Genomic DNA, 20284 nt, shown 5'->3' on the forward strand with positions numbered 1-20284 from the left:
GACGATGACCAGCGGACTGCTCGATCGCGCATTCTCCACACCGGCCATGTTGGCGGTGTGGTCCGATGCGGCCACGGTGCGCGCGATGCTCGATGTGGAGGCCGCGCTCGCGCAGGCCGAGGGCGCGGTTGGCGTGATTCCGGCGCAAGCCGTTGCGCCGATTCGCGCGGTGTGCGCCAACGTCACGTTGGACTTGGACGCGCTGGGCACCGCCGCTGCCAGCGCTGGCAACCTGGCGATCCCACTGGTCAAGCAACTGACCGCCGCTGTCGCGCAGCACGATGAACACGCCGCGCGCTACGTGCATTGGGGCGCGACCAGCCAGGACATCATCGATACCGGTCTGATGCTGCAGTGGCGGCAATCGGCGGAGTTGATCGAAGCGGATTTGCAGAAGCTGGCGGACGCGCTGGCCGCGCTGGCGCAACGTCATCGCAATACACCGATGGTGGCGCGCACGTGGTTGCAGCAAGCCCTGCCGACCACGTTCGGGCGCAAGGTTGCGGGCTGGCTGGACGCGGTGCATCGCGCGCAGGATCGCTTTGCCGTGCTGCGCGCGCATGTGCCCGCGCTGCAGTTTGGTGGGGCGGCAGGCACGCTTGCCAGCCTGGGCGAGCATGCACGTGCGGTCGCTCAAACGCTGGCGCACGAGCTTGATCTGCCGCTGCCTGCTCTGTCGTGGCACGGCGAGCAAGATCGAATCGCCGATATTGGCGCGACGCTTGCGCTGCTGACCGGCACGCTGGGTCACTGCGCGCGCGACCTGTCGCTAATGACGCAGACGGAGGTCGGCGAGGTTGCCGAGCCGTCCGGTGCGGGCAAGGGCGGATCTTCCACCATGCCGCATAAACGTAACCCGGTCGGTTGCGCGACGGTGCTTGCTGCGGCCACGCGCATGCCGGGGTTGGCGAGCACGCTGCTGTCTGCGTTGCCGCAGGAGCACGAACGCGCGCTCGGCGGTTGGCAGGCGCAATGGGCGACGTTGCGTGAGATGGCCTGCCTCGCGGCCGGCGCGCTCGATCGCATGCGCGAGATTGTTGAAGGTTTGCATGTTGACGCCGCTCGCATGCGCGCGAATCTCGACCTCACGCACGGCCTGATCCTCGGTGAAGCCGTGATGCTGGCGCTCGGCGCAGATCTTGGTCGCCTGCAAGCACACCATGTGGTCGAAGCTGCCAGTCGCAAAGCCTTACAAGAGAGCAAAACGCTGTATGACGTGCTGGCCCAGGACGCCAACGTCCTGCGCATCTGGGGCACGGCCACGCCGCAACGGCTGAGCGCGCTGCTCGATCCCAATCATTACCTTGGCGATGCGGGCGCCGCAGTCGACCGCGTGCTTGCCGAACACGCTCGCCGCCACCCCTGAACACACATTCCACGGAGACACCATGCCCTGGCTTGAACACGACAATGTCCGCCTGTATCACGAATTCGATGATGGGCCCGCCACGGGTAAGCCGGTGCTGGTGCTGTCGAACTCCCTGGGCACGAACCTGGGCATGTGGGAGCCGCAGCTCGAAGCGCTGCGTCAGCACTTCCGCCTGTTGCGCTATGACCAGCGTGGCCACGGCCAGTCGAGCGTGCCCGACGCGCCGTTTGGCGTCGCACAGCTCGGCGGGGATGTGCTTGCACTGCTCGATCACTACAACATTGAGCTTGCGCTGTTCTGCGGCCTGTCGATGGGCGGCCTGACTGGCCTGTGGCTGGCCGCGTATCACGGCGAGCGCTTCCCGCGCATGGTGGTGACGAACACCGCCGCGCTGATCGGCACGCAGCAGAGCTGGAACACGCGCATCGCGCAGGTCGAAGAGGGCGGTATGGCCAGCATTACGGAAACGGTGCTGGAGCGCTGGTTCACGCAGGGCTACCGCGATGCCAACGCAAGCCGCGTCGACATCGTCAAGGCGATGTTGCTGTCCACGCCGGACGCTGGCTACAACGGCAACTGCGGCGCGATTCGCGATGCGGATCTGCGTGCGCAACTGCCGAGCATCCGTGTGCCGATGCTCGTAATTGGCGGCACGCACGATATCTCCACGCCCGCCGCGCAGACCAAGCTCATTGCAGACGGCGTGCCGGGTGCGCAATACATCGAACTCTCCGCCGGCCACCTCTCCAACTGGGAGCAGGCTGACGGCTACACCGAAGCGCTGGTCAGCTTCTTGACGACGGGCGTTGCGCGCGAGGTCGCGCATGGATGATCGTGAACGCTACGCTGCGGGCATGGAAGTGCGGCGCGCTGTGCTTGGCGATGCGCACGTCGACCGTGCCAACGCCGCACAAACCGAGTTGACCGCGCCGTTCCAGGATCTCATCACGCGCTATGCCTGGGGCGAAATCTGGACGCGCCCTGGTTTGCCGCGCCACACGCGCAGTCTGCTGACGATTGCCATGATGGTCGCCCTCGGCCGCGACGGTGAGCTGCGTCTGCATCTGCGTGCCGCTGCCAACAACGGCGTCACGCGCGACGAGATTCAGGAAACGCTGCTGCAGACCGCCATCTACTGTGGCGTGCCGGCAGCCAACCATGCGTTCCATCTGGCGCAGACGGTGTTTGCGGAGATGGATGCCGAGGGCGCTGCCAGCAATTGATGCCGGTCGCCTTGGTGCGCGCTATGTAGTCCATCCAGAATCGCATCGCCGACGGCGCGCTTGACGATTGTCGGAGTGCGTCCGTCTGTGGGGCCCAGCGCGTGCAGGCGTGTCTTAGTTTGTCGCTGGAGGCTCGGCGTTGACGAACGGCCCGAGGGAATCCGCGTATTTGATCAAGTCGGCGTCACGCGTGATGCCGAGCTTGCGCATTGCCGCCAGTTTCTGTGCACTGATGGTCTTCTTGCTTCGATGCAGTTTCTCAGCGATTTCCGTCACCTTATAACCCTCGCGGAAGAGCCGGACGATCTCCGACTCCCGTTTCGACAGCGCGCTGCCGGAGCCAATATCCGCTTGGGTGACGAGTGAAGCGATCGCTGGCGACAGATAGCTGCCGTTAGCGTAAGCCGCGTGCACGGCGGCGACCATGTGTGAAATCGAGTCGGATTTGCTTGCGATGCAGTGCACGCCAAGCAGCTGCAGCGCGCGAAACACCGGGGGAGAACTGAGCATCGTGACCGTTACGATCCGCAATTGCGGGTAGCGTCGCCTGAGGAAAGCGATCAATGCTTGGCCGTCGCCGTACTGCCCCGCGGCGGCGGGCATCACGTAGTCGAGCACCAGCACGTCGCAAGGTGTGGTGTCCAGCTGGTCGACCAGCGCTTTGGCGTCCGACACCACCGCAACGACATCGATCGTGGGCATGCGGCTCAAACCATGCGCTATACCGTGCCCCGTCACTGGGTGATCGTCCGCGACGATCACACGAACCGAAAATTCATCCATCGCATCCTCGCCCCATCCAAGCTGGCACCAAGGGACGCCGTCTTGCGTCTGATGCGTACGGATTGTATCTCAATATATTTTCTATTCCGGAGGTTGCAGCCGTTTTAGGCGAGGTTCCAATCTAAAAATTTCGCTAATTGTTTCAAAACACGTAGCGCCTACAACTCGCATCGGGACGGGGCACTCAGCGTCATAGAAGGCGGTCCGTTTGCGCGGTGTGGCCCCGGATTTCGATGTGTATGTCTTCGGTCTCCAGTAATAGCCGGTCTGCTGTCGGAATCAGGCAATATCAATCAGGAAAAGATATATCCTCGATTTTCAGTGTTACTGATACGTCATTGTAAATTGCAAGAAGGTATTGGCCGGTCCCGGCGTAACGACGCTGCCAGTCTGATAATAGGCGGCGAGCAGAGGAATGGAAAAATTACCGCCACTTGAACTGTAGCTGGTGAAGGGAATTGGTTGACTCAGCTGAAGCCGCGTGCCATAGCTGTTCATCAACTGTAGTCCGACGCCGGTGGCGGTGGATGGCACCAATGCCACCACCGAATTGGCTGAATCCAAAATCGGAGTTACGGGGTCGATCTGGTACGAAACAGTTTTGATTCCGCTAGGGCAGTTGAGCAACGAGATGTTGAAGAGCTTTAGTGCCGCTTTACTTCCAATGCCAGTAAATAGCTTGGTCTGAACCGTACCCATGGCGACAGTGACATTCGGTGTTGAGCACGTTTGTGGGACGATCAGCGTACTGCCGTTCTGATAATAATTTGGCGACCAAGTTCCGCCCAATTGACTTTGATGGTGCTGCGGAACCATATTCACTATTCTCTCTGACGTAATGTATCCGCCAGCTTGAATGGAGTCGTTCAGCTTAACGTAGGCAAAGGCAATCTGGCCACCATCGGGTTGGGTATTTCCATTGCAGGAATATGATGCAATATATGGGTAGATTTGACTATCAGCGCCAATAAATTTCGACCATGAAGTCCAGCCGCAGTTATTGGCGTAGAGGCGAACGGATACGGCTAAACCGATTCCTTGTACGTTCGTTGTATAAACTCTGGCGCTTCCTGGCGTGCCTCCCGGGTCGGCTATCCGCATTCCCGTGTCGGTTCCCGAGCCGATGTACAGGACCCCTGCTCCCGATGAGTTGATGTTCGTCGTATTGCATTTGAAGGCGGATGATTGCGACGGGCCCAATATCCAGCCGGTCAAGTTGGTGCCCGCTACAGCATCACGTGGGACTGAAATTGTGGCGGGCATACTTAACGTACTGGTGACGCCACCACCGCTGCATGTTGCCGCCGCCTGAGCGTTCATGCTCCAGAAGGCGGTGGTCATCCCAATGGCAAAATAGATGGCTTTTGCCAAGTTGAATGGGTTGGCATAAATTTTATGCAGATACGAATTGCGTGATAGTTGCGCGGTCATTTTCATTGAATTCCACTTTGTCCAATCGATGCGATGTCGGCGGTGCGAGCGTATTCGGGTCGCGTTGGCATTGATTGCTTATCTTCTGGTTTTAGCGCCCGATTTCAGCGCCGTTGCTGCAATCGTCGGCAACTCGCATTTGACGCTCAGGCGCAAAGGGAGACTGTCCGGAAGTGGCGAGGCGGGGACGGCATAACCAAAGCTGCAGCGCTGGTCGGATCGCTCGCCCCATTTGGCTGTGAGCGTGCCGGAGTCGGCGGGCACGCGCGCATAGATCTGACCGCCCTGGCCGACTGCACCAACGCTGCTGCCCGAGGGGGCAATCACGTCAGCACCAAATGGCAGCGGCTTGCCGTCAGGCAGGGTCGCATGCGCGAGCAAGGTACGTCCCCTGACGGTTTGATAGTGCAGCATGACGACGGACCCGAGATGTGGCGCCACCTTCTGCGACGTTTCCTTGATTTCGACGTCCGCTGGCGATCCCTTCGGATCGATTTCGACAGTGTTTAGGCTGTATGGCGTCAGGTACGGGACGATTGCATAGCCATGCCGGTCAACGCGTACACCCGGCGCATTCGTTAACGAGGCGCCTTTGGCACCCCGCGCCTCAACGATGGCGATCGTGTCGCCCAGCGACTGGCCCAACGTAATGCCGCCGGGGTGCGCCACGATAGAGCCCATCGCGCCGACGGACATTTGCCGGAAGTGCGAGCCTGTGCTGGCGCCGGCGCGCAGCTCCGTGAAGGGAGCGCGATATTGCAGGTTCGCGCCGCCACCAACGGCGGTGCCGGTGTTCGCACTATTGTTGGCGTCAAGGTGAAGGTTGTAGCTCAGCTGATTGAGATCGCCTGCCGTCCCGTTAAAGCTGGTTTGGGCTTGTGTGTTGCCCCGCGTATCGTGCGTCAAGTTGGTCGATACCGTGGCGATGGTGCGGCTGACACGGCCGAGGGGAATTGTGACGCCGACATAGAACTGGGAATACTGTCGACCGTCGTTGCCGCTGCGCATGCGCGACACGCTAAGGTTGTACGAGATGCTGCGCCAGCTGTTGGTATAGCCAATCTGAAACTGGACGTCGCTGCTGGGTCGGTTCCAGTAGTTCTGCGCTGAAGCGGAGACATACAGGTTGCCGCGACGGTCTCCAAGCGGCTGGTTGGCGGACACCAGGAAGCGGCTGCGCGCTTGCCAAACCGCGCTCGTGTCTTCGCCGGCGCGCGCGTAACTGCGCAGGCGCGCGGCGTCCTGCAAGCTTAGGTATCCGCTGGTCGAGTAGCGGTAGGCGGCCACTGTCAGGTTCGTGCTGGTCTGCTCGAGCAGCTTGCTATAACCGACACGATAGCTTTGCCCGCGCATCGATGATGCGCCCGGTACGGAGGTCTGGGCCGCAGTCGCATCTACCGAGATCGCGCCCGCCTTCGTGTTGATGGCGATGCCTGCCTGCGTTGCACCGTAGCCCTGCGCACCGAGCAGCCCGCCGTACAGTGTTATCTGGTCGGTGATGCCCCGCTGCATGATGCCCTGCGCAAAGTAGGGGGCCTTGCCACGCAGGCTCGAGTCACGCAACTGGCCGACCGTCAACGCGTAGCGGGTGACTCCCGGACGCAGTAGCTGAGAAACGGATGCGTACGGCACACTGAAGGTATTCCGGCGGCCATCGGCTTCCTGGACGGTGACATCAAGGTTGCCGCCATATCCTGTGGCGTACAGGTCATCAAGGACAAATGGCCCGGGCGCAACGGTCGTCACATAGATGATGTTGCCGTTCTGGCGCACCGTTACCTTCGCGTTGGTCTGTGCCACTCCACGCACAATAGGTGCATAGCCGCGCTTTGATTCCGGCAGCATGCGGTCATCGCTGGCAATCTGCACGCCACGGAAACCCACGCTGTCGAACAACTCACCACTAGTAAAGCTCTCGCCGAGCGTGATGCGTGATCGCAGGCGTTTCAAGTCCCGCTGGACGTAAGTCGCTACGTTTTGCCACTGCATGCGGCTGCCGCCGCTGCCGGAATCCTGCCAGCTCAGCGACGAATTGGAGCGCAGTTGCCAGCCGGCCACATTGACGCCGGTGTTCAATCCCAGGAAGCCCTGAGTCTGCGCGGTACCGTAAGAGTCGGTGCTGTAGAGGTTCGCGTTGTAATCGATAAAGCCGGCATTCACACCACGATCCCAATATTTGGGATCGACATACCCGCGTGGCGTGCGGCGCATGTCAGCCTGCGGTACGGTGATGATCAAGCGGAGGTCCGCCGCATCGAAGCTGGCGGTTGCATTTGGCAAGAGCGCTTCCAGACGTTCGCACGCATTTGCCGCGGCGAGCGGTTTGAGCGCGTCCGGAGAGAGGCTTGCCACGTTCGCCCCATAACGTTCCAGCATCGCCGGCGTAAAGCACGGCTGCGCCTGTTCGCCGGCACGTGCCCGCAGCGTGATGTCCTCGCTGGTTACCCAATTTCCATTGACGTACACGTCGGCGCGGTAGACGCCGGGCATCGTTTGGCCGCCACGCTCGAACCGGGATAGATCGACGGCGTTGTCACGCCGACCTTTAAGGAACGTAGGATTGAAGATCACATCCCCGTCTGTCGGGGCGTTCGATTCCTGCGCGGCGCCGTCAAGCTGGGCGGGTGCTTTGCCTTCCCCGTAGTCTGTTGGAGTGCTCGCTGTCCGTAGCTCCCTTGCATTCGACGCAGCCGCAAAACCGCCCATCAGTAGCGCCGCGATAAGCGCGCTTGCTGGGCGGACAGGTACCCCGTGTGCGGAAGCCGGCCGATGACGGTTGGTACGAGTTGCGGACATGGGAAATCTCTTTGTAAAGATTTATAAAGATGGCGTGTGTCGATAAAATCTATTCACGCGCTCATCACCGATGGGGATTGAATTTAAATTGACGAATTCGAATAAATTCGGCGATGTTATGTTGAAAATGTTTTTATTTTTGGATAGTATTTTTCTTAAAACTCAGCGTGCCTATATGCGATTATTTGCGCAGGCTGCGTCGGCGAATCCCGTCGGGGTTCAAGCGAATTGGTAGAAAAATTCGTATGTGGAATACCAGACGTCAGGACGAGCAGTGTGTCGTCAGTCAGCGGTACATTTTTGAGAACGGCTCCCACTTCCCGGATGTTTCGAGGGGATGCGGTTTGGCATTGGCATTGGCAGAGGCGATTCGATGCGTTCCGATCGCGTATCGATATCGCCTGCTCCTCAGCAGGGGGCCTGACTACGGGCGATATGGCGTGGCAGGCCTCCCATATCTTCGCCAGCCCTTTAAGGCATGATCTGCGTTTGATGCGGTACGCCGGCACCGTAATCGTTCATCGACGTGTAATGCAGTTCCAGCGGGCCTGTGGGCAACGTTGCCAAGCTCTTCAAGGCGAAACGAAAAGTGGCGTTAGGCGCAACCATTCCCACACCGCCTTCCTCTGTCCGTCCGCCGTGCTGCAATCGGACTTCAGTCAGCGACACATGGTATGGGCTGGTGTTCTGGCATTCGAGCGTATAGGCGCCGGAACTCTCGCGTATCAGCTTCCATGCGAGCTGTTCAGCGGCGCTATCCGGATCGCCGGGTAGACCGCTGGGCCGGAAAAAAATCTTGATGCGCGTGCGGAACGCGACTTGCAATTGATTGTGCTCGTCACTAGGGCGTGCACTGGGCGGAATATCCAGGACATTCAAATAGAACACGGATTCGCGGTCAACTGGCAGGGGCTCCTTCAGATAAACCAGACGGAGCGTCTGGCCCTTGCCCGGTTCGACGCGCGCGAGCGGGGGGGGGCAGCATGAACGGCGCAGCGCTCTCTTCGGGCGATTCGTTGGCATTGCCGCTATCGATCCAAGCCTGCATCAGAGCGGGGCGATCTCCCTCGTTGGTGAGTTTGACGCTCACTTCACGCTGTTCGGCCGGGTAGATGACTCGCGTCCCGGAAATGACGACGTTGGCGTGGGCGCTTGCCGAAAGCAATGCACCGAGTAAATAAAGGGCCGCAAGACACTGGCGCGTTAAAAATTTCATGGTTTGAAATCGGTGCTTAAATGGCCGCGCAATAGCGCGGCCATCTGACGCTTAGTTGTAGTTCATCGAGAACGTGACCTGCGACGTCACTTGGCCCGCGTTAGCGGCTGCCTTGGCCGCTAGGTATTGCGCGTAGTACTGCATCGTTGCGGCACCATCCGTGATCGTTACCGTTTGCGAATTGGCATTGGTGGTGATGTTGATCGGCTGGTATTTGTCGTTCAGCAACTGAACTTGTGCATTGGAGCCACCGGCGGTCTGGTTGACCAGTGCGCCGGTAGCCGAATCGACCGTCGAACCGATCTCGAAGTGCGTTTGCGCAGATGCTCCCGAGCATGAGGTCAGGTTCAGTTGGAACGGCGTAACACCGGCGGTCGAGCCGACCGCGCGCAGTGCGGTGACCGACAGCGTCGGCAGCGTGACGTTGACGTTGGTTTGCGTGCCGCTGTCGTTGCCGTTGATCTTGCAGGTGGACCCGACCAGCTGGCCGGTGAACGAGATGGTGCCGTCAGTGGCGGAGGCTTGGGCCGAGGTGAGCGCCATGCCGAGAACAGCAGCGATGGAGAGTGAGAGTTTTGCCATTTTCATCTTGATTTTCCTTTGTAAAGAGTATCTCGCTTTAAAGCGAGAAATGTGAGTATTGATGGGTGCCGTAGAGATGAATATTCGAATGAATATATTCCCTATTTTTTATATTCTATGATTGCCCTCCAGACGAAATGCTGATTTGTTTTCCCCGTAGTCGTCGATGACGTCGCTGGGGCTCCATCGGCATAAGCGAAAAACATTGCGCCTAACGGCATTGCCTCAAATTTTTGAGCGAGAAAATGCGCACTAGACGCCTAAATCGGGCGGCCAGATAAACAATCGGTTTAAATGGTGCTGAGCGGGTTATGTTAGGAATAACTTGCGGCTCGCGATATAGGACGAGCACCTGACCTGGGGTTTCTTCCATAGGACGAATGCCTGACTGGTAGTTTTCCGCATGGGTCGAACGCTGGATCTATGGCTTGTTCAACGGCGCTGATCCGGCGTGAGATGTTGTTGCAGGAGACCGGCCGGTGGCCAATGAGGCTGGCGCGAGATGGCCAACGGATCAATGCGTTGAAAGACGTGGTTCAAATGCGAAGGCCATGGGGGCCTTCGGATTGCGTCCAGCAGTTGCGATGAACGGCTGGCAACGGGCCGCAGATGTGCCTGGGCGTGTACTGCGAGATGGGACCGAGCCTCCGTGGGTGGACGAGGGCCGCGCACCATGGCGTGATCCGGTGCACAAAGAGGCTGGCCGCCTGGCCCATCAGGACAGGGTGCCGGACTTCATGCACCGCGGTCTACGACGAGGGCGCTCCCAGGCCTTAAAACGCATCGAGTGATCGTGTTGTGAACAACTGCGCAGATAACACTTCCTTGTCTATCTGGTGTGCTTGCGCTTGGCTGGAGCATGGCCGGGTTCGCGCCATTCGTCCGCTTCGTCGTTGAACAGCGACGTCACGAGGGCCCGGAGCCACTGACTGCGCGCGTCGTTATGAAACTTCCGGTGCCAGTGCTGCTTGAGATCGAAGCTGGGCAGTTCCAGGGGCGGCTCCATCACGCGGATGTTGGCGTGCGATTGCATGAACGACAGGCCCACCGCGTGCGGCACCGTCGCAATCAAGTCCGTGCGCGCCAGGATGAACGGAATGCTCATGAAATGCGGTGTAAGCAGCGCCGGCTTACGTCGGATGCGCTTGCGTTCCAGAAACCGCTCGTACAGTTCCTGACTGCGCCCCTCGGCGCGCACCACGGCGTGCCCGTATTCCAGGAACTGCGCCATCGACAGCTTCGTATTGGCGCCGCGCGTGACAGGATGATCGGCGCGCACGATGCATGTGAAGTAGTGGGTAAACAGCCGCTGCTGGAAGAAGTTGTTCTTCTTCAAGTCGGGGAAGTAACCCACAGCCAGGTCGAGCGAACCGGTCTCAAGTGCGCGTTCGATCTGCGCCGGCGGTAGAGATACGGATTGCACCGACGCCCGCGGCGCCTGCCGCGCCATCGCCTCGACAATGCGCGGCAAAAACACCATCTCGCCCACGTCCGACAACGAGATCGAGAACGTGTGCGTGGTCGTGGCCGGATCGAACGCGCCGGTTTCCAGAATGCCCTGCTGCACACGCGCCAGCACATCGCGTGCTGCAGGAATGAGCGCCAGCGCTCGCGGCGTCGGCTCCATGCCGCGCGAGGTGCGTACGAACAGCGGGTCGTCAAACGCAGCACGCAGCTTTCCCAGCGCGGTGCTCACGCCAGGCTGGCTCATACCAAGCTGTTGCGCGGCCATGCTCACGCTGCGCGCGTCGTGTAGCGCCAGCAGGATCGGCAACAGGTTCAGGTCAAAGTCGGGCAGGGTAGACATGGCAGACGCACTATATGAATTGGCGATAAAGTTTATCGCCAATATTGCATTGTGCGATATCAAGGTGAGCACCAACAATGGTTGCCAGAACGATTCCAAATCCATCCGGAGACAACCATGCGCACCCAGGTCGCCATCATTGGCGCGGGCCCGGCAGGCCTTCTGCTCGGGCAGCTTCTGCACCGCAACGGCATCGACGCCGTCATCCTCGAAACCAAGAGCCGCGCCTACGTTGAAGAGCGCATCCGCGCCGGCGTGCTGGAGCAAGGCACGGTCGACGTGCTCAACGAAGCGGGTGCGGGCATGCGGATGCGCCGCGAAGGACTGGTGCACCATGGCATCGATCTGCTGTTTGGTGGCAAGCGCCATCGCATCGACCTGACCGCTATGTCGGGCGGCCGCTCGATCACCGTGTATGGGCAGCACGAGGTGGTAAAGGATCTGATTGCAGCGCGCGTGGAGCAGGGCGCACCGCTGCTGTTCGATGTGAGCGATGTGTCGGTGCACGACATCGAGTCGGCCACGCCTTCGGTACAGTTCGTCCACGATGGCGTGCCGCAGACACTGCAATGTGATTACATCGCCGGATGCGATGGCTTTCACGGCATCTGCCGGCAAGCGATTCCGGCGCAGCGGCAAGCGGTGTTCGAGCGCGTGTATCCGTTTGCCTGGCTTGGCATCCTGGCGGAAGCCGAGCCCGCCGCGGAAGAGCTGATCTACGCGAGCCACGATCGCGGCTTTGCGCTGTTCAGCATGCGCTCACCCAAGATCACGCGGCTTTACCTGCAATGCAAGCCCGATGAAAACCTGGCCGAATGGTCCGATGCGCGCATCTGGGATGAACTCCACACGCGTCTGGAGAACAACGACGGCTGGCGCCTGAAGGAAGGTCCGATCCTGCAGAAGAGCGTCACGCCGATGCGTAGCTTTGTCTGCGAGACGATGCAGTACGGCCGCCTGTTCCTGGCGGGTGACGCCGCGCACATCGTGCCGCCCACCGGCGCGAAAGGCATGAACCTGGCTGTGGCTGACGTTCGCGTGCTGGCCCAGGCGCTCACCGCGCGCTACAAGCAGGACGACACCGCCCAGCTTGCAAGCTACTCCGAACGCTGCTTGCAACGCGTCTGGCGCGCCGAGCATTTCTCGTGGTGGATGACGTCGATGCTGCATCGCTTTGACGACCACACGCCGTTCATGCAAAGGCTGCAGCGCGCCGAGCTGGACTACGTGACCAGCTCGCCTGCCGGCGCCCGCGTGCTGGCCGAAAACTACGTCGGCCTGCCGTTTGCCGATACGGCTGCCGGTGCGTCGTTGAGCGTGGTCAGTAGTTCCAGGGCGGCGTAGTCGTCGGCTTGGACAGTGCGATGCGGGAGACCAGCGGGTGGAAGCCCAGCCCGCGCGAGGCCGTGTAGACCTTCTGCGCGTTGGCGGTCTTCAACGCGTAGTCGATCGTAAAGACGGGCACGTTCCCGGCACAGTATTTCTGCAGTTGGTCGATCGTCCATTGCGTGTCATCTGCACTGGGGGCCTTGTCGCCGCCGGAGGCGCTACCCCAAGCGGCGCCCGAACTGCCGCCGAACCACGTGTCTTCCTGCGAGATACCATCGATCGTTGCCAGCAGCGTTGATCCACCGCCGTCGTCAATCAATGAGGGTGCGTTTTGCTGGATCACCGCGAACTGTGGATTGATGGCGCGGCCCGCTGCACGGATCTTGGCGATGAAATCGATCATGGCCTGCGCGGGGTCGATGCCAGCCGCTTGGGCCGCGTCTGCCACAGAAGGCTCGGCGTACGCCTCGACCCAATCCAGATAGACGCCGTCGAACCCTTCGCGCGCCAGTTGCGCGACGGCGCCGTTTGGCCCGAGCCAGAGCGCTTGCCAGCGCGGGTCCCAGAACGCAACGGGGTAGTCACCGGCCCAGCCATCGGGGTCGGCCTTGATGATGAAGTCGGGCGTGCCGGGGCCGTCAGCTGTCGGTGCCTTCCAACTCGACGCCCAATAGGTGCGGAAGTCTTCGGCCTCGCCAATGTCGATGTAGGCGAGCACCTTGCGCGCGGAGCCGTCGGGCTTGCTGCGCAGGCGCGCCACCATGTCGACGGTGTTGAAGTTTTCCAGCCCCTTGATGGTGTTGTTGGCCTCGATCACCAGCATGTCGTACGGCTGCGCGTCCAGCGCGTCAATCTGCGCGCTGGTGGTCATGCCCTGCAACTGATACATCCACGTCTGCACTCCTGCCAGCGGCGAGGTGCCGTTGACTCCGCAAACGCGTGTGGTTGTTGCGGCGGCAATCGTTTTCGACTGGGCGTTCGCCGCATTGGAAGCTGCGCTGGCTTGCGGGCTCAATGACGAACCACCATCGCCGCCACCACAGGCAGACAGCGTCAGCCCGGCACACGCCAGGGCAATCGGAGAGATCAGGCGCATTGTCACTCTTGAAAGGATTGGGAGGCGGTGCCGTGCTCCGAGCGTGCGTATCCGTTTGAATGCCGCGGCAGGCACCAATCAATCCAAGCTAGCACAATCGGATCGCGCCGCACGGTGCGGGGGGGCGTGACGTTCTGAAACTTCTTTAGACCAGCGTTCGTCGTCGCTTCGGACCTCTTTGCCATGGCAGATGATTGGTCTGCGCATGCTGTGCCGTGCCCGAAGTCAAACGTTGCCGTCGCTTTCATCGCCATGCAAAACGCACGGGTGTATAGTCGGACAGCACTCGACGTTCAAGAAGGGGGCATTTCAGATGGACACTTCGCCGGCGGGCCAATACAAAGGCTTCGACATTTATCCGTTGGCTTTCCAACATGAACGCACGGCACGCTGGCCCGAGGCCAGGGAAGATCGCAGCTACAACGCAGCCGTGATGATCTGTCGGGCGGGGGAGTCGCCCGAACCCGGGCAGACCCAGGTCTTCCGCCTCTCGGGGGAGCGGCAATTCAGCAATGTGGGCGCTGCGCGCATCGCAGCGCTGCGCTTTGCTGAGAGCATCATCGATGGTGACGTGCCTGAACTGTCGCTTCCCGCCGACGGCGCCTGAACCCGCAGAACCTGCCCGTGGTAGAATAGCAGGCGAATCCGGCTCGCCGCCGGGCCAATCATGGTCGGTGGCGGCTGAGTCCAGCACCGGGGAATACCCCGCGCCGAGTCGGGCGGCGCGCATCTGCGACCGCCACCCATCCTCGCTCTCGCTTGCACGAAACGGCGCGCGCCATTGGCGGGCGCGATTTGTGTTTCGTGCAGCTCGGTACCCCCCAAGCCCGCTGTCCGGGCAGATGATCGCGGCGTACCGCTGCATGCTCCTCAAGGCGTGTGGCGTGGTTCGGGTGGGTCATCACATCATTGCAACCATCGGCGCAGCCGCGTGCTGCATACAAAGGAACGAGTTTGGCCAAGGAAGAACTGATTGAATTTGAAGGGGTGGTGTCTGAAGCGCTACCCGACAATCGTTTTCGCGTGCAGTTGGAAAACGGCGTGGAAATCTGGGCTTATGCATCGGGCAAGATGCAGAAGCACCGCATCCGCATTCTCGCGGGCGACCGCGTGAAGCTGGAAATGTCGCCGTACGACCTCACGAAGGGTCGCATCAACTACCGGCACAAGTAAAAAACGGCTGTGCCGCCAAGACGTCCATCCCGTGGGCGTTTCGAAGAAACCGCGTGTCTGCCCGACTCGCGGTTTTTTTATTATTGCTGCGTAAGCAGTGTTAAATTTCGTTGATCTGCCGACAACATCCGGTATCATGCCGCTTGGCTGCCAACGGGGGGAACACAGTTGGCGGTCAACTGAAGTGCAGGGCTTGTCATATTTTTCAAGCCGCGTGCTGCCCTCGGGTGAGCTCGCGCCAGCTGTACCAGTCCACTCATAAGCGCACGGCCGTTGATCGATTCATCGACTCAGCAGGACCTCTAATCGCGCATCCATTCGCCGACCGGGGCGTCATCTGACGCTCGCACCCGTTCGGTGTTCAGTGTGTCAAAGGAGTCACACCACATCGGGATACCGCACAGGTAGGACGGCGCTTGTCCATCGCAGTACTGGGCGTAACGTTTTTGCGTCCGAGGGAATAGAAAATCACAATGTTGGAAACCAAGAAAGCAGCACAGAGGGCGGCGCGCATGAGCCTGCGCGCTTTGGTGGGTCTGGCGGCGGCAACAACGCTGACAGGCCTGGGAATACAAAATGCCTCGGCGCAGGCCACGCGCCCGAAGGCCCCCATCTATGGCGTCACGCTTGACGACGTCAGCAGCATCAACGCGATCGTGGCCTCGCTCACGCACCTGCCGTACAAGCCGACCGTGCGCGTGGTCTTTGACCCGGGTACATCGGCAGCCGACTATTACGCACCGCTGGTCAAGCTTCATCAAGTTGCCTACGTGATGGGCGAAGTGATGGATTCGTACTATTTCCCGGTCGACCCGACGACCTACAGCGCACGCACCAACGAGTTGGTGAGCACGCTGAAGGATGTCGTGGACGTGTGGGAAATCGCCAATGAAATCAACGGCGAATGGTTGCGTGCCAATCCGAGCGGTCCGACGGCGACGGCAACGTCGCAGGAGCAGCAGATCGGTCAGATGGTCGGTAATGCCTACGACATCGTGAAGGGCGCCGGTGGCCTGGTGTCGGTGACGATGTACTACAACGACGATGGCAAGGGCACCAACTGCTACGAACTGTCGATGGACTCATGGCGTACCTGGGCGACCAACTTCCTGCCCTCCCGTGTGCTGCAAGGCGCGGACTACGCATTGTTCAGCTACTACCCGTACCAGGACTGCCCAGGTTTGAATCCGTCGTGGGCAAACGATTTCAAGTTGCTTGAAAGCATCTTCCCGGTCGCGAAGGTGGGGTTTGGTGAGATCGGTACGTCCAGTACGTCGGCGCCGCTGTCGGTGCAGCAGAATCTGATCAAGTCGTACTACCCCATGGGTACGACCTCGATGGCAGCGGATCCGCGCTTCATCGGTGGCTACTTCTGGTGGAACTACGTTGAGCAGATGCTGCCGTACAGCACCAGTTCGTACTGGAGCTTGCTGAACAGCACCATCAAACCGCTGACGGCACCGCAATAAGAAGAGGCTGCAGCCTCTCCTCGCAAAAGGGTGGGACTCCGCGCCGGACGGACGGGACACGATCCGGCAACAAAAAACCCGCGTCAGCTCATGCTGCGCGGGTTTTTTCTATGGCGACGCGCGTATTAGCTCAGCCGCGTGCAGCCAGATAGGCGCGGAAGTCGTCAGCGACTTCCTTGTGCTTGAGTGCGAGTTCCACCGTTGCCTTCAGGTAGCCCAGCTTGCTGCCGCAGTCGTAGCGCACGCCTTTGTAGCGATAGGCTAGCACCTGCTCTGCGGACAGCAGCGACTGGATGGCGTCCGTCAGTTGCAGTTCACCGCCCGCGCCAGGCTTGAGGTTGCGGATGTGTTCGAAAATGCGCGGCGTGAGGATGTAGCGGCCGACCACGCCGAGGTTGGACGGTGCGTTCTCGGGTGCCGGCTTTTCGATGATGCCCGACATCTTGATGACGCTGCCGTCTTCTTCCCACGGGCGCCCATCGACCACACCGTACGAGCGGCTCTGCTCCCGGTCGATCTCTTCCACGCCGATCACCGAGCAGTTGTAGTGTTCGTACAGGTCGACCATCTGCTTCATGACGGGCGGGTCGCCGTCCAGCAGGTCGTCAGCCAGGATGACTGCGAAGGGCGCGTCGCCGACGAGCTTCTCAGCACATTGCACGGCATGGCCCAAGCCCAGCGCTTCAGGCTGGCGCACGTAGAAGCAATCCACATGCGACGGCTTGATGGAGCGCACGACCTCGAGCAGCGCGGTCTTGTGCTTGGCTTCAAGTTCTGCTTCCAGCTCGTAAGCCTTGTCAAAGTGATCTTCGATGGCGCGCTTGCTGCGGCCCGTGACGAAGATCATCTCGGTGATGCCGGCGGCCATGGCTTCTTCCACGGCGTACTGGATCAGGGGCTTGTCCACGACCGGCAGCATTTCCTTCGGGCTGGCCTTGGTGGCTGGCAGAAAGCGGGTTCCGAGCCCCGCGACGGGGAAAACGGCTTTGGTGACGCGTTGCATCGTGGTTTCCTTGATATCGATTGTTCTGGGCGCTCAGGCAGTCTGTACCGGCAGCCGTGCAATCTGGGCTTCCAGCTTGGCCAGCGTGGCTTTGAAATCCGTCACACGCTTTTGTTCCTGTTCCACCACGGCGGCCGGCGCGCGGGCAACGAACGATTCGTTGCCGAGCTTGGCTTCGCACTTGGTGATCTCGCCGCGCAGGCGGTCGATTTCCTTCGACAGACGCGCATGCTCGGCGGCCACGTCGATCTCGATCTTCAGCAGCAGCTTGTTTTCGCCGACGATGGCGACCGGTGCGCCGGCGCCGTCCTGCTCCATGGCAGCGGCATCCGTGTAGACCTTCACTTCAGAAAGCTTGCCCAGCGCTTGCACGTACGGCGCCGCCACCTGCAGGAACTCGGCTTCGCCATTGGCGTAGAGCGGCACGCGTTGCGCGGGGGAGATGTTCATCTCGCCGCGAAGATTGCGGCAGGCGTCCACCAGTGCCTTCAACTGCTGAACCCATTGCTCGGCCTGCTCGTCGATCTTGGACAGCACGGCGCGCGGGTATTCCTGCAGCGCGAGGCTTTCGGTGCCATCGCCCTTGGCGCGGCCGGCCATCGGCGCAACCTTCTGCCAGAGTTCTTCGGTAATGAACGGAATAATCGGATGGGCGAGGCGCAGCACCGTTTCCAGCACACGCAGCAGCGTGCGGCGCGTGGCGCGCTGCTGAGCCGGCGTGCCGGTCTGGATCTGCACCTTGGCGAGTTCCAGGTACCAGTCGCAGTATTCGTCCCAGACGAACTTGTAGATGGCGTTGGCGATGTTGTCGAAGCGGTAGTCGGCAAAGCCTTTTTCCACTTCGGTTTCCACGCGCTGCAGCAGCGAGACGATCCAGCGGTCGGCCTGCGAGAAGTGCAGCGTGCCTTCGGGGCCGCAATCACCGACGCATTCCTGCATGCCGCAGTCCTGGCCTTCAGTGTTCATCAGCACGAAGCGCGTGGCGTTCCAGAGTTTGTTGCAGAAGTTGCGATAGCCCTCGCAGCGGCCCGGGTCAAAGTTGATGCTGCGGCCAAGCGTGGCGAGCGAGGCGAACGTGAAGCGCAGCGCGTCGGCACCGAATGCGGGAATGCCTTCGGGGAATTCCTTGCGTGTGCGCTTCTCGACCTTGGGGGCGTCCTTCGGGCGGCGCAGGCCGGTCGTGCGCTTGGCCAGCAGCGGCTCCAGCGCAATACCGTCGATCAGATCCACCGGGTCGAGCGTGTTGCCCTCGGACTTACTCATCTTCTTGCCTTCCGAGTCGCGCACGAGGCCGTGCACGTAGACGGTGTGGAAGGGCACTTCGCCGGTGAAGTGCAGGGTCATCATGACCATGCGCGCCACCCAGAAGAAGATGATGTCGTAGCCCGTGACCAGAACGGTGGACGGCAGGAAGTGCTTCAGTTCCGGCGTGTCAGCCGGCCAGCCCAGCGATGAGAACGGCACCAGCGCGGACGAGAACCATGTGTCCAGCACGTCGTCGTCACGCGTGAGCGTGCCGGTGTAGCCCTTGGTCGCCGCTTGGGCTTTGGCTTCCTCTTCCGTGCGGCCGACGTATACGTTGCCGGCTTCGTCGTACCACGCCGGAATTTGGTGACCCCACCACAGTTGACGCGAGATGCACCAGTCCTGGATGTTAGTCAGCCACTGGTTGTACGTATTGACCCACTGCTCGGGCACGAGCTTGATCTTCCCGCTCTGTACGGCATCGAGCGCCACTTCGGCGATGGAGCGGCCCGGGAAGCGCGTGCCCTCCGGCGCCGGTTTGCTCATGGCAACGAACCACTGATCCGTCAGCATCGGTTCGATGACGACACCGGTACGGTCGCCACGCGGCACCATCAGCGTGTGCTTCTTGACTTCAGCCAGCAGGCCCTGCGCTTCGAGATCCTCGACCATCTTCTTGCGCGCGTCGAAGCGGTCCATGCCGGCATAGGCAGCCGGCGCATCGGCAACGATCTTCGCGTCGAGCGTCAGGATCGACAGCTGTGGCAGCTTGTGGCGCAGGCCCACGGCGTAGTCGTTGAAGTCGTGGCCCGGGGTGACCTTGACCACGCCGGTGCCGAACGCGCGGTCGACGTATTCGTCTGCAATCACCGGGATCTTGCGGTCGGTCAGCGGCAGGTGAACGAACTTGCCGATGAGGTGGGCGTAGCGCTCATCCTCGGGGTGCACCATCACGGCCGTGTCGCCGAGCATTGTCTCGGGGCGGGTGGTGGCAACCGTCAGGTGGGTCAAGCCGCGCACGGCGTCCGGTTCGGCCAGCGGATAGCGGATGTGCCACAGCGAGCCTTCTTCCTCTTCGCTCACCACTTCCAGGTCGGATACGGCGGTGCCGAGCACCGGGTCCCAGTTGACGAGGCGCTTGCCGCGGTAAATCAGGCCCTGCTCATACAGACGCACGAAGACGTCGCTGACCGCGCGCGACATCTTCGGGTCCATCGTGAAGTATTCGCGCTCCCAGTCGATCGAGGCACCCATGCGGCGCACCTGGCGCGTGATGGTCGAGCCCGATTGCTCCTTCCATTCCCAGACCTTCTCGACGAACTTCTCGCGGCCCATGTCGTGGCGCGACACGCCTTGGGCATCCAGCTGGCGCTCAACGACGATCTGCGTGGCGATGCCGGCGTGGTCGGTGCCCGGTACCCACAGCGTATTGGCGCCGGCCATGCGCGCGTGGCGCGTCAGGCCGTCCATGATGGTCTGGTTGAACGCGTGGCCCATGTGCAGTGTGCCCGTCACGTTCGGCGGCGGGAGCTGGATACAGAAGTCGGGCTTGCCGGCTTCGAGCGTCGCGCGGGAGACGCCCATCGCTTCCCAAGCCGCGCTCCACTTCTGCTCGATGGTGGCGGGTTCGAAACTCTTGGCGAGGGACTGATTTTGATCGGTCATGCTGACGGGGCGCTATGGGCGCAAAAAGACGTTTGGCCCAGGAAAATGGCGGGCGAAAGCTTGGAATTATACGGCGTGTCGATGTGCGGCACGGGTG

General features: G+C 61.0%; 16 protein-coding genes and 1 pseudogene. 7 read left to right on the plus strand and 10 right to left on the minus strand.

Annotation, left to right across the window (positions count from 1 at the left end; genetic code table 11):
• Nucleotides 1–4: 4 nt before the first annotated feature.
• The 3 genes from DOD19_RS03665 to pcaC are packed head-to-tail and all read left to right on the plus strand — an operon-like array spanning nt 5 to nt 2592.
• Nucleotides 5–1366, plus strand: a complete 1362-nt coding sequence (locus tag DOD19_RS03665; RefSeq protein ID WP_112184033.1) for a 3-carboxy-cis,cis-muconate cycloisomerase — start codon at nt 5–7, stop codon at nt 1364–1366.
• A 22-nt stretch (nt 1367–1388) separates the two neighbouring features.
• Nucleotides 1389–2201, plus strand: a complete 813-nt coding sequence (gene pcaD, locus DOD19_RS03670; protein ID WP_112184035.1) for a 3-oxoadipate enol-lactonase — start codon at nt 1389–1391, stop codon at nt 2199–2201.
• A complete protein-coding gene (gene pcaC, locus DOD19_RS03675; RefSeq protein WP_024975132.1) occupies nt 2194–2592 on the plus strand; it encodes a 4-carboxymuconolactone decarboxylase in 399 nt (132 codons plus the stop codon). Before pcaD ends, pcaC begins: the two co-directional genes overlap by 8 nt.
• 114 nt (nt 2593–2706) lie before the next feature.
• Here the strand turns inward: pcaC and DOD19_RS03680 are convergent, their stop codons facing one another.
• The 7 genes and pseudogenes from DOD19_RS03680 to DOD19_RS03705 form a co-directional block, all read right to left on the minus strand.
• A complete protein-coding gene (locus tag DOD19_RS03680; protein ID WP_112184038.1) occupies nt 2707–3375 on the minus strand; it encodes a response regulator transcription factor in 669 nt (222 codons plus the stop codon).
• A 324-nt stretch (nt 3376–3699) separates the two neighbouring features.
• A complete protein-coding gene (locus tag DOD19_RS03685; protein WP_112184040.1) occupies nt 3700–4812 on the minus strand; it encodes a fimbrial protein in 1113 nt (370 codons plus the stop codon).
• Nucleotides 4813–4884: 72 nt separating this feature from the next.
• Nucleotides 4885–7602, minus strand: coding sequence for a fimbria/pilus outer membrane usher protein (locus tag DOD19_RS03690; RefSeq protein ID WP_112184042.1), 2718 nt, complete (start codon nt 7600–7602; stop codon nt 4885–4887).
• A 471-nt stretch (nt 7603–8073) separates the two neighbouring features.
• Complete coding sequence (locus tag DOD19_RS03695; protein WP_239497954.1) at nt 8074–8625, minus strand: fimbria/pilus periplasmic chaperone; 552 nt, start codon at nt 8623–8625, stop codon at nt 8074–8076.
• 7 nt (nt 8626–8632) lie between these two features.
• Nucleotides 8633–8818: pseudogene (locus DOD19_RS27825) on the minus strand (fimbria/pilus periplasmic chaperone); the annotation flags it as partial.
• A gap of 51 nt (nt 8819–8869) precedes the next feature.
• The gene (locus tag DOD19_RS03700) at nt 8870–9406 is read right to left on the minus strand and encodes a fimbrial protein (RefSeq protein WP_112184044.1); all 537 of its coding nucleotides are present in this window, start codon (nt 9404–9406) and stop codon (nt 8870–8872) included.
• 823 nt (nt 9407–10229) lie between these two features.
• The gene (locus DOD19_RS03705) at nt 10230–11207 is read right to left on the minus strand and encodes a LysR family transcriptional regulator (RefSeq protein WP_112184047.1); all 978 of its coding nucleotides are present in this window, start codon (nt 11205–11207) and stop codon (nt 10230–10232) included.
• Nucleotides 11208–11324: 117 nt separating this feature from the next.
• Between DOD19_RS03705 and pobA the strand changes: the two genes are divergently transcribed.
• Nucleotides 11325–12551, plus strand: a complete 1227-nt coding sequence (pobA, locus tag DOD19_RS03710) for a 4-hydroxybenzoate 3-monooxygenase (RefSeq protein WP_112184049.1) — start codon at nt 11325–11327, stop codon at nt 12549–12551.
• Here pobA and DOD19_RS03715 read toward each other — a convergent pair.
• Nucleotides 12529–13632, minus strand: coding sequence for an endo alpha-1,4 polygalactosaminidase (locus DOD19_RS03715; protein WP_112184051.1), 1104 nt, complete (start codon nt 13630–13632; stop codon nt 12529–12531). The two genes, pobA and DOD19_RS03715, sit on opposite strands and share 23 nt — an antisense overlap.
• A 313-nt stretch (nt 13633–13945) precedes the next feature.
• On the opposite strand from DOD19_RS03715, the gene DOD19_RS03720 reads away from it, so the two are divergent.
• From DOD19_RS03720 to DOD19_RS03730, 3 genes are all read left to right on the plus strand, one after another.
• On the plus strand, nt 13946–14239 hold the full coding sequence (locus DOD19_RS03720; RefSeq protein WP_112184053.1) for a hypothetical protein: 294 nt from the start codon (nt 13946–13948) through the stop codon (nt 14237–14239).
• Between the two features lie 347 nt (nt 14240–14586).
• Entirely contained in the window at nt 14587–14805 is a 219-nt protein-coding gene (infA, locus tag DOD19_RS03725) for a translation initiation factor IF-1 (protein WP_004631109.1), read from the plus strand.
• A gap of 473 nt (nt 14806–15278) precedes the next feature.
• A complete protein-coding gene (locus DOD19_RS03730; protein WP_112184054.1) occupies nt 15279–16274 on the plus strand; it encodes a hypothetical protein in 996 nt (331 codons plus the stop codon).
• Between the two features lie 130 nt (nt 16275–16404).
• Here DOD19_RS03730 and galU read toward each other — a convergent pair whose 3' ends face one another.
• Together galU and DOD19_RS03740 are read right to left on the minus strand one after the other, a co-directional pair.
• The gene (galU, locus tag DOD19_RS03735) at nt 16405–17277 is read right to left on the minus strand and encodes a UTP--glucose-1-phosphate uridylyltransferase GalU (protein WP_037031495.1); all 873 of its coding nucleotides are present in this window, start codon (nt 17275–17277) and stop codon (nt 16405–16407) included.
• 33 nt (nt 17278–17310) lie between these two features.
• Nucleotides 17311–20187: a valine--tRNA ligase gene (locus DOD19_RS03740; RefSeq protein ID WP_112184056.1), complete on the minus strand. Its 2877-nt coding sequence runs from the start codon at nt 20185–20187 to the stop codon at nt 17311–17313.
• Nucleotides 20188–20284: the final 97 nt, after the last annotated feature.

The organism is Ralstonia sp. GX3-BWBA (genome assembly GCF_003290055.1).
In the GTDB taxonomy this organism is placed as follows: Bacteria; Pseudomonadota; Gammaproteobacteria; order Burkholderiales; family Burkholderiaceae; genus Ralstonia; species Ralstonia holmesii.

What these genes read in the sequence shown, in the direction of transcription:
- DOD19_RS03665 (WP_112184033.1), top strand. Translation starts at nt 5, where the DNA reads ATGACCAGCGGACTGCTCGATCGCGCATTCTCCACACCGGCCATGTTG.
- pcaD (WP_112184035.1), top strand. Translation starts at nt 1,389, where the DNA reads ATGCCCTGGCTTGAACACGACAATGTCCGCCTGTATCACGAATTCGAT.
- pcaC (WP_024975132.1), top strand. Translation starts at nt 2,194, where the DNA reads ATGGATGATCGTGAACGCTACGCTGCGGGCATGGAAGTGCGGCGCGCT.
- DOD19_RS03680 (WP_112184038.1), bottom strand. Translation starts at nt 3,375, where the DNA reads ATGGATGAATTTTCGGTTCGTGTGATCGTCGCGGACGATCACCCAGTG.
- DOD19_RS03685 (WP_112184040.1), bottom strand. Translation starts at nt 4,812, where the DNA reads ATGAAAATGACCGCGCAACTATCACGCAATTCGTATCTGCATAAAATT.
- DOD19_RS03690 (WP_112184042.1), bottom strand. Translation starts at nt 7,602, where the DNA reads ATGTCCGCAACTCGTACCAACCGTCATCGGCCGGCTTCCGCACACGGG.
- DOD19_RS03695 (WP_239497954.1), bottom strand. Translation starts at nt 8,625, where the DNA reads ATGCCAACGAATCGCCCGAAGAGAGCGCTGCGCCGTTCATGCTGCCCC.
- DOD19_RS03700 (WP_112184044.1), bottom strand. Translation starts at nt 9,406, where the DNA reads ATGAAAATGGCAAAACTCTCACTCTCCATCGCTGCTGTTCTCGGCATG.
- DOD19_RS03705 (WP_112184047.1), bottom strand. Translation starts at nt 11,207, where the DNA reads ATGTCTACCCTGCCCGACTTTGACCTGAACCTGTTGCCGATCCTGCTG.
- pobA (WP_112184049.1), top strand. Translation starts at nt 11,325, where the DNA reads ATGCGCACCCAGGTCGCCATCATTGGCGCGGGCCCGGCAGGCCTTCTG.
- DOD19_RS03715 (WP_112184051.1), bottom strand. Translation starts at nt 13,632, where the DNA reads ATGCGCCTGATCTCTCCGATTGCCCTGGCGTGTGCCGGGCTGACGCTG.
- DOD19_RS03720 (WP_112184053.1), top strand. Translation starts at nt 13,946, where the DNA reads ATGGACACTTCGCCGGCGGGCCAATACAAAGGCTTCGACATTTATCCG.
- DOD19_RS03730 (WP_112184054.1), top strand. Translation starts at nt 15,279, where the DNA reads ATGTTGGAAACCAAGAAAGCAGCACAGAGGGCGGCGCGCATGAGCCTG.
- galU (WP_037031495.1), bottom strand. Translation starts at nt 17,277, where the DNA reads ATGCAACGCGTCACCAAAGCCGTTTTCCCCGTCGCGGGGCTCGGAACC.
- DOD19_RS03740 (WP_112184056.1), bottom strand. Translation starts at nt 20,187, where the DNA reads ATGACCGATCAAAATCAGTCCCTCGCCAAGAGTTTCGAACCCGCCACC.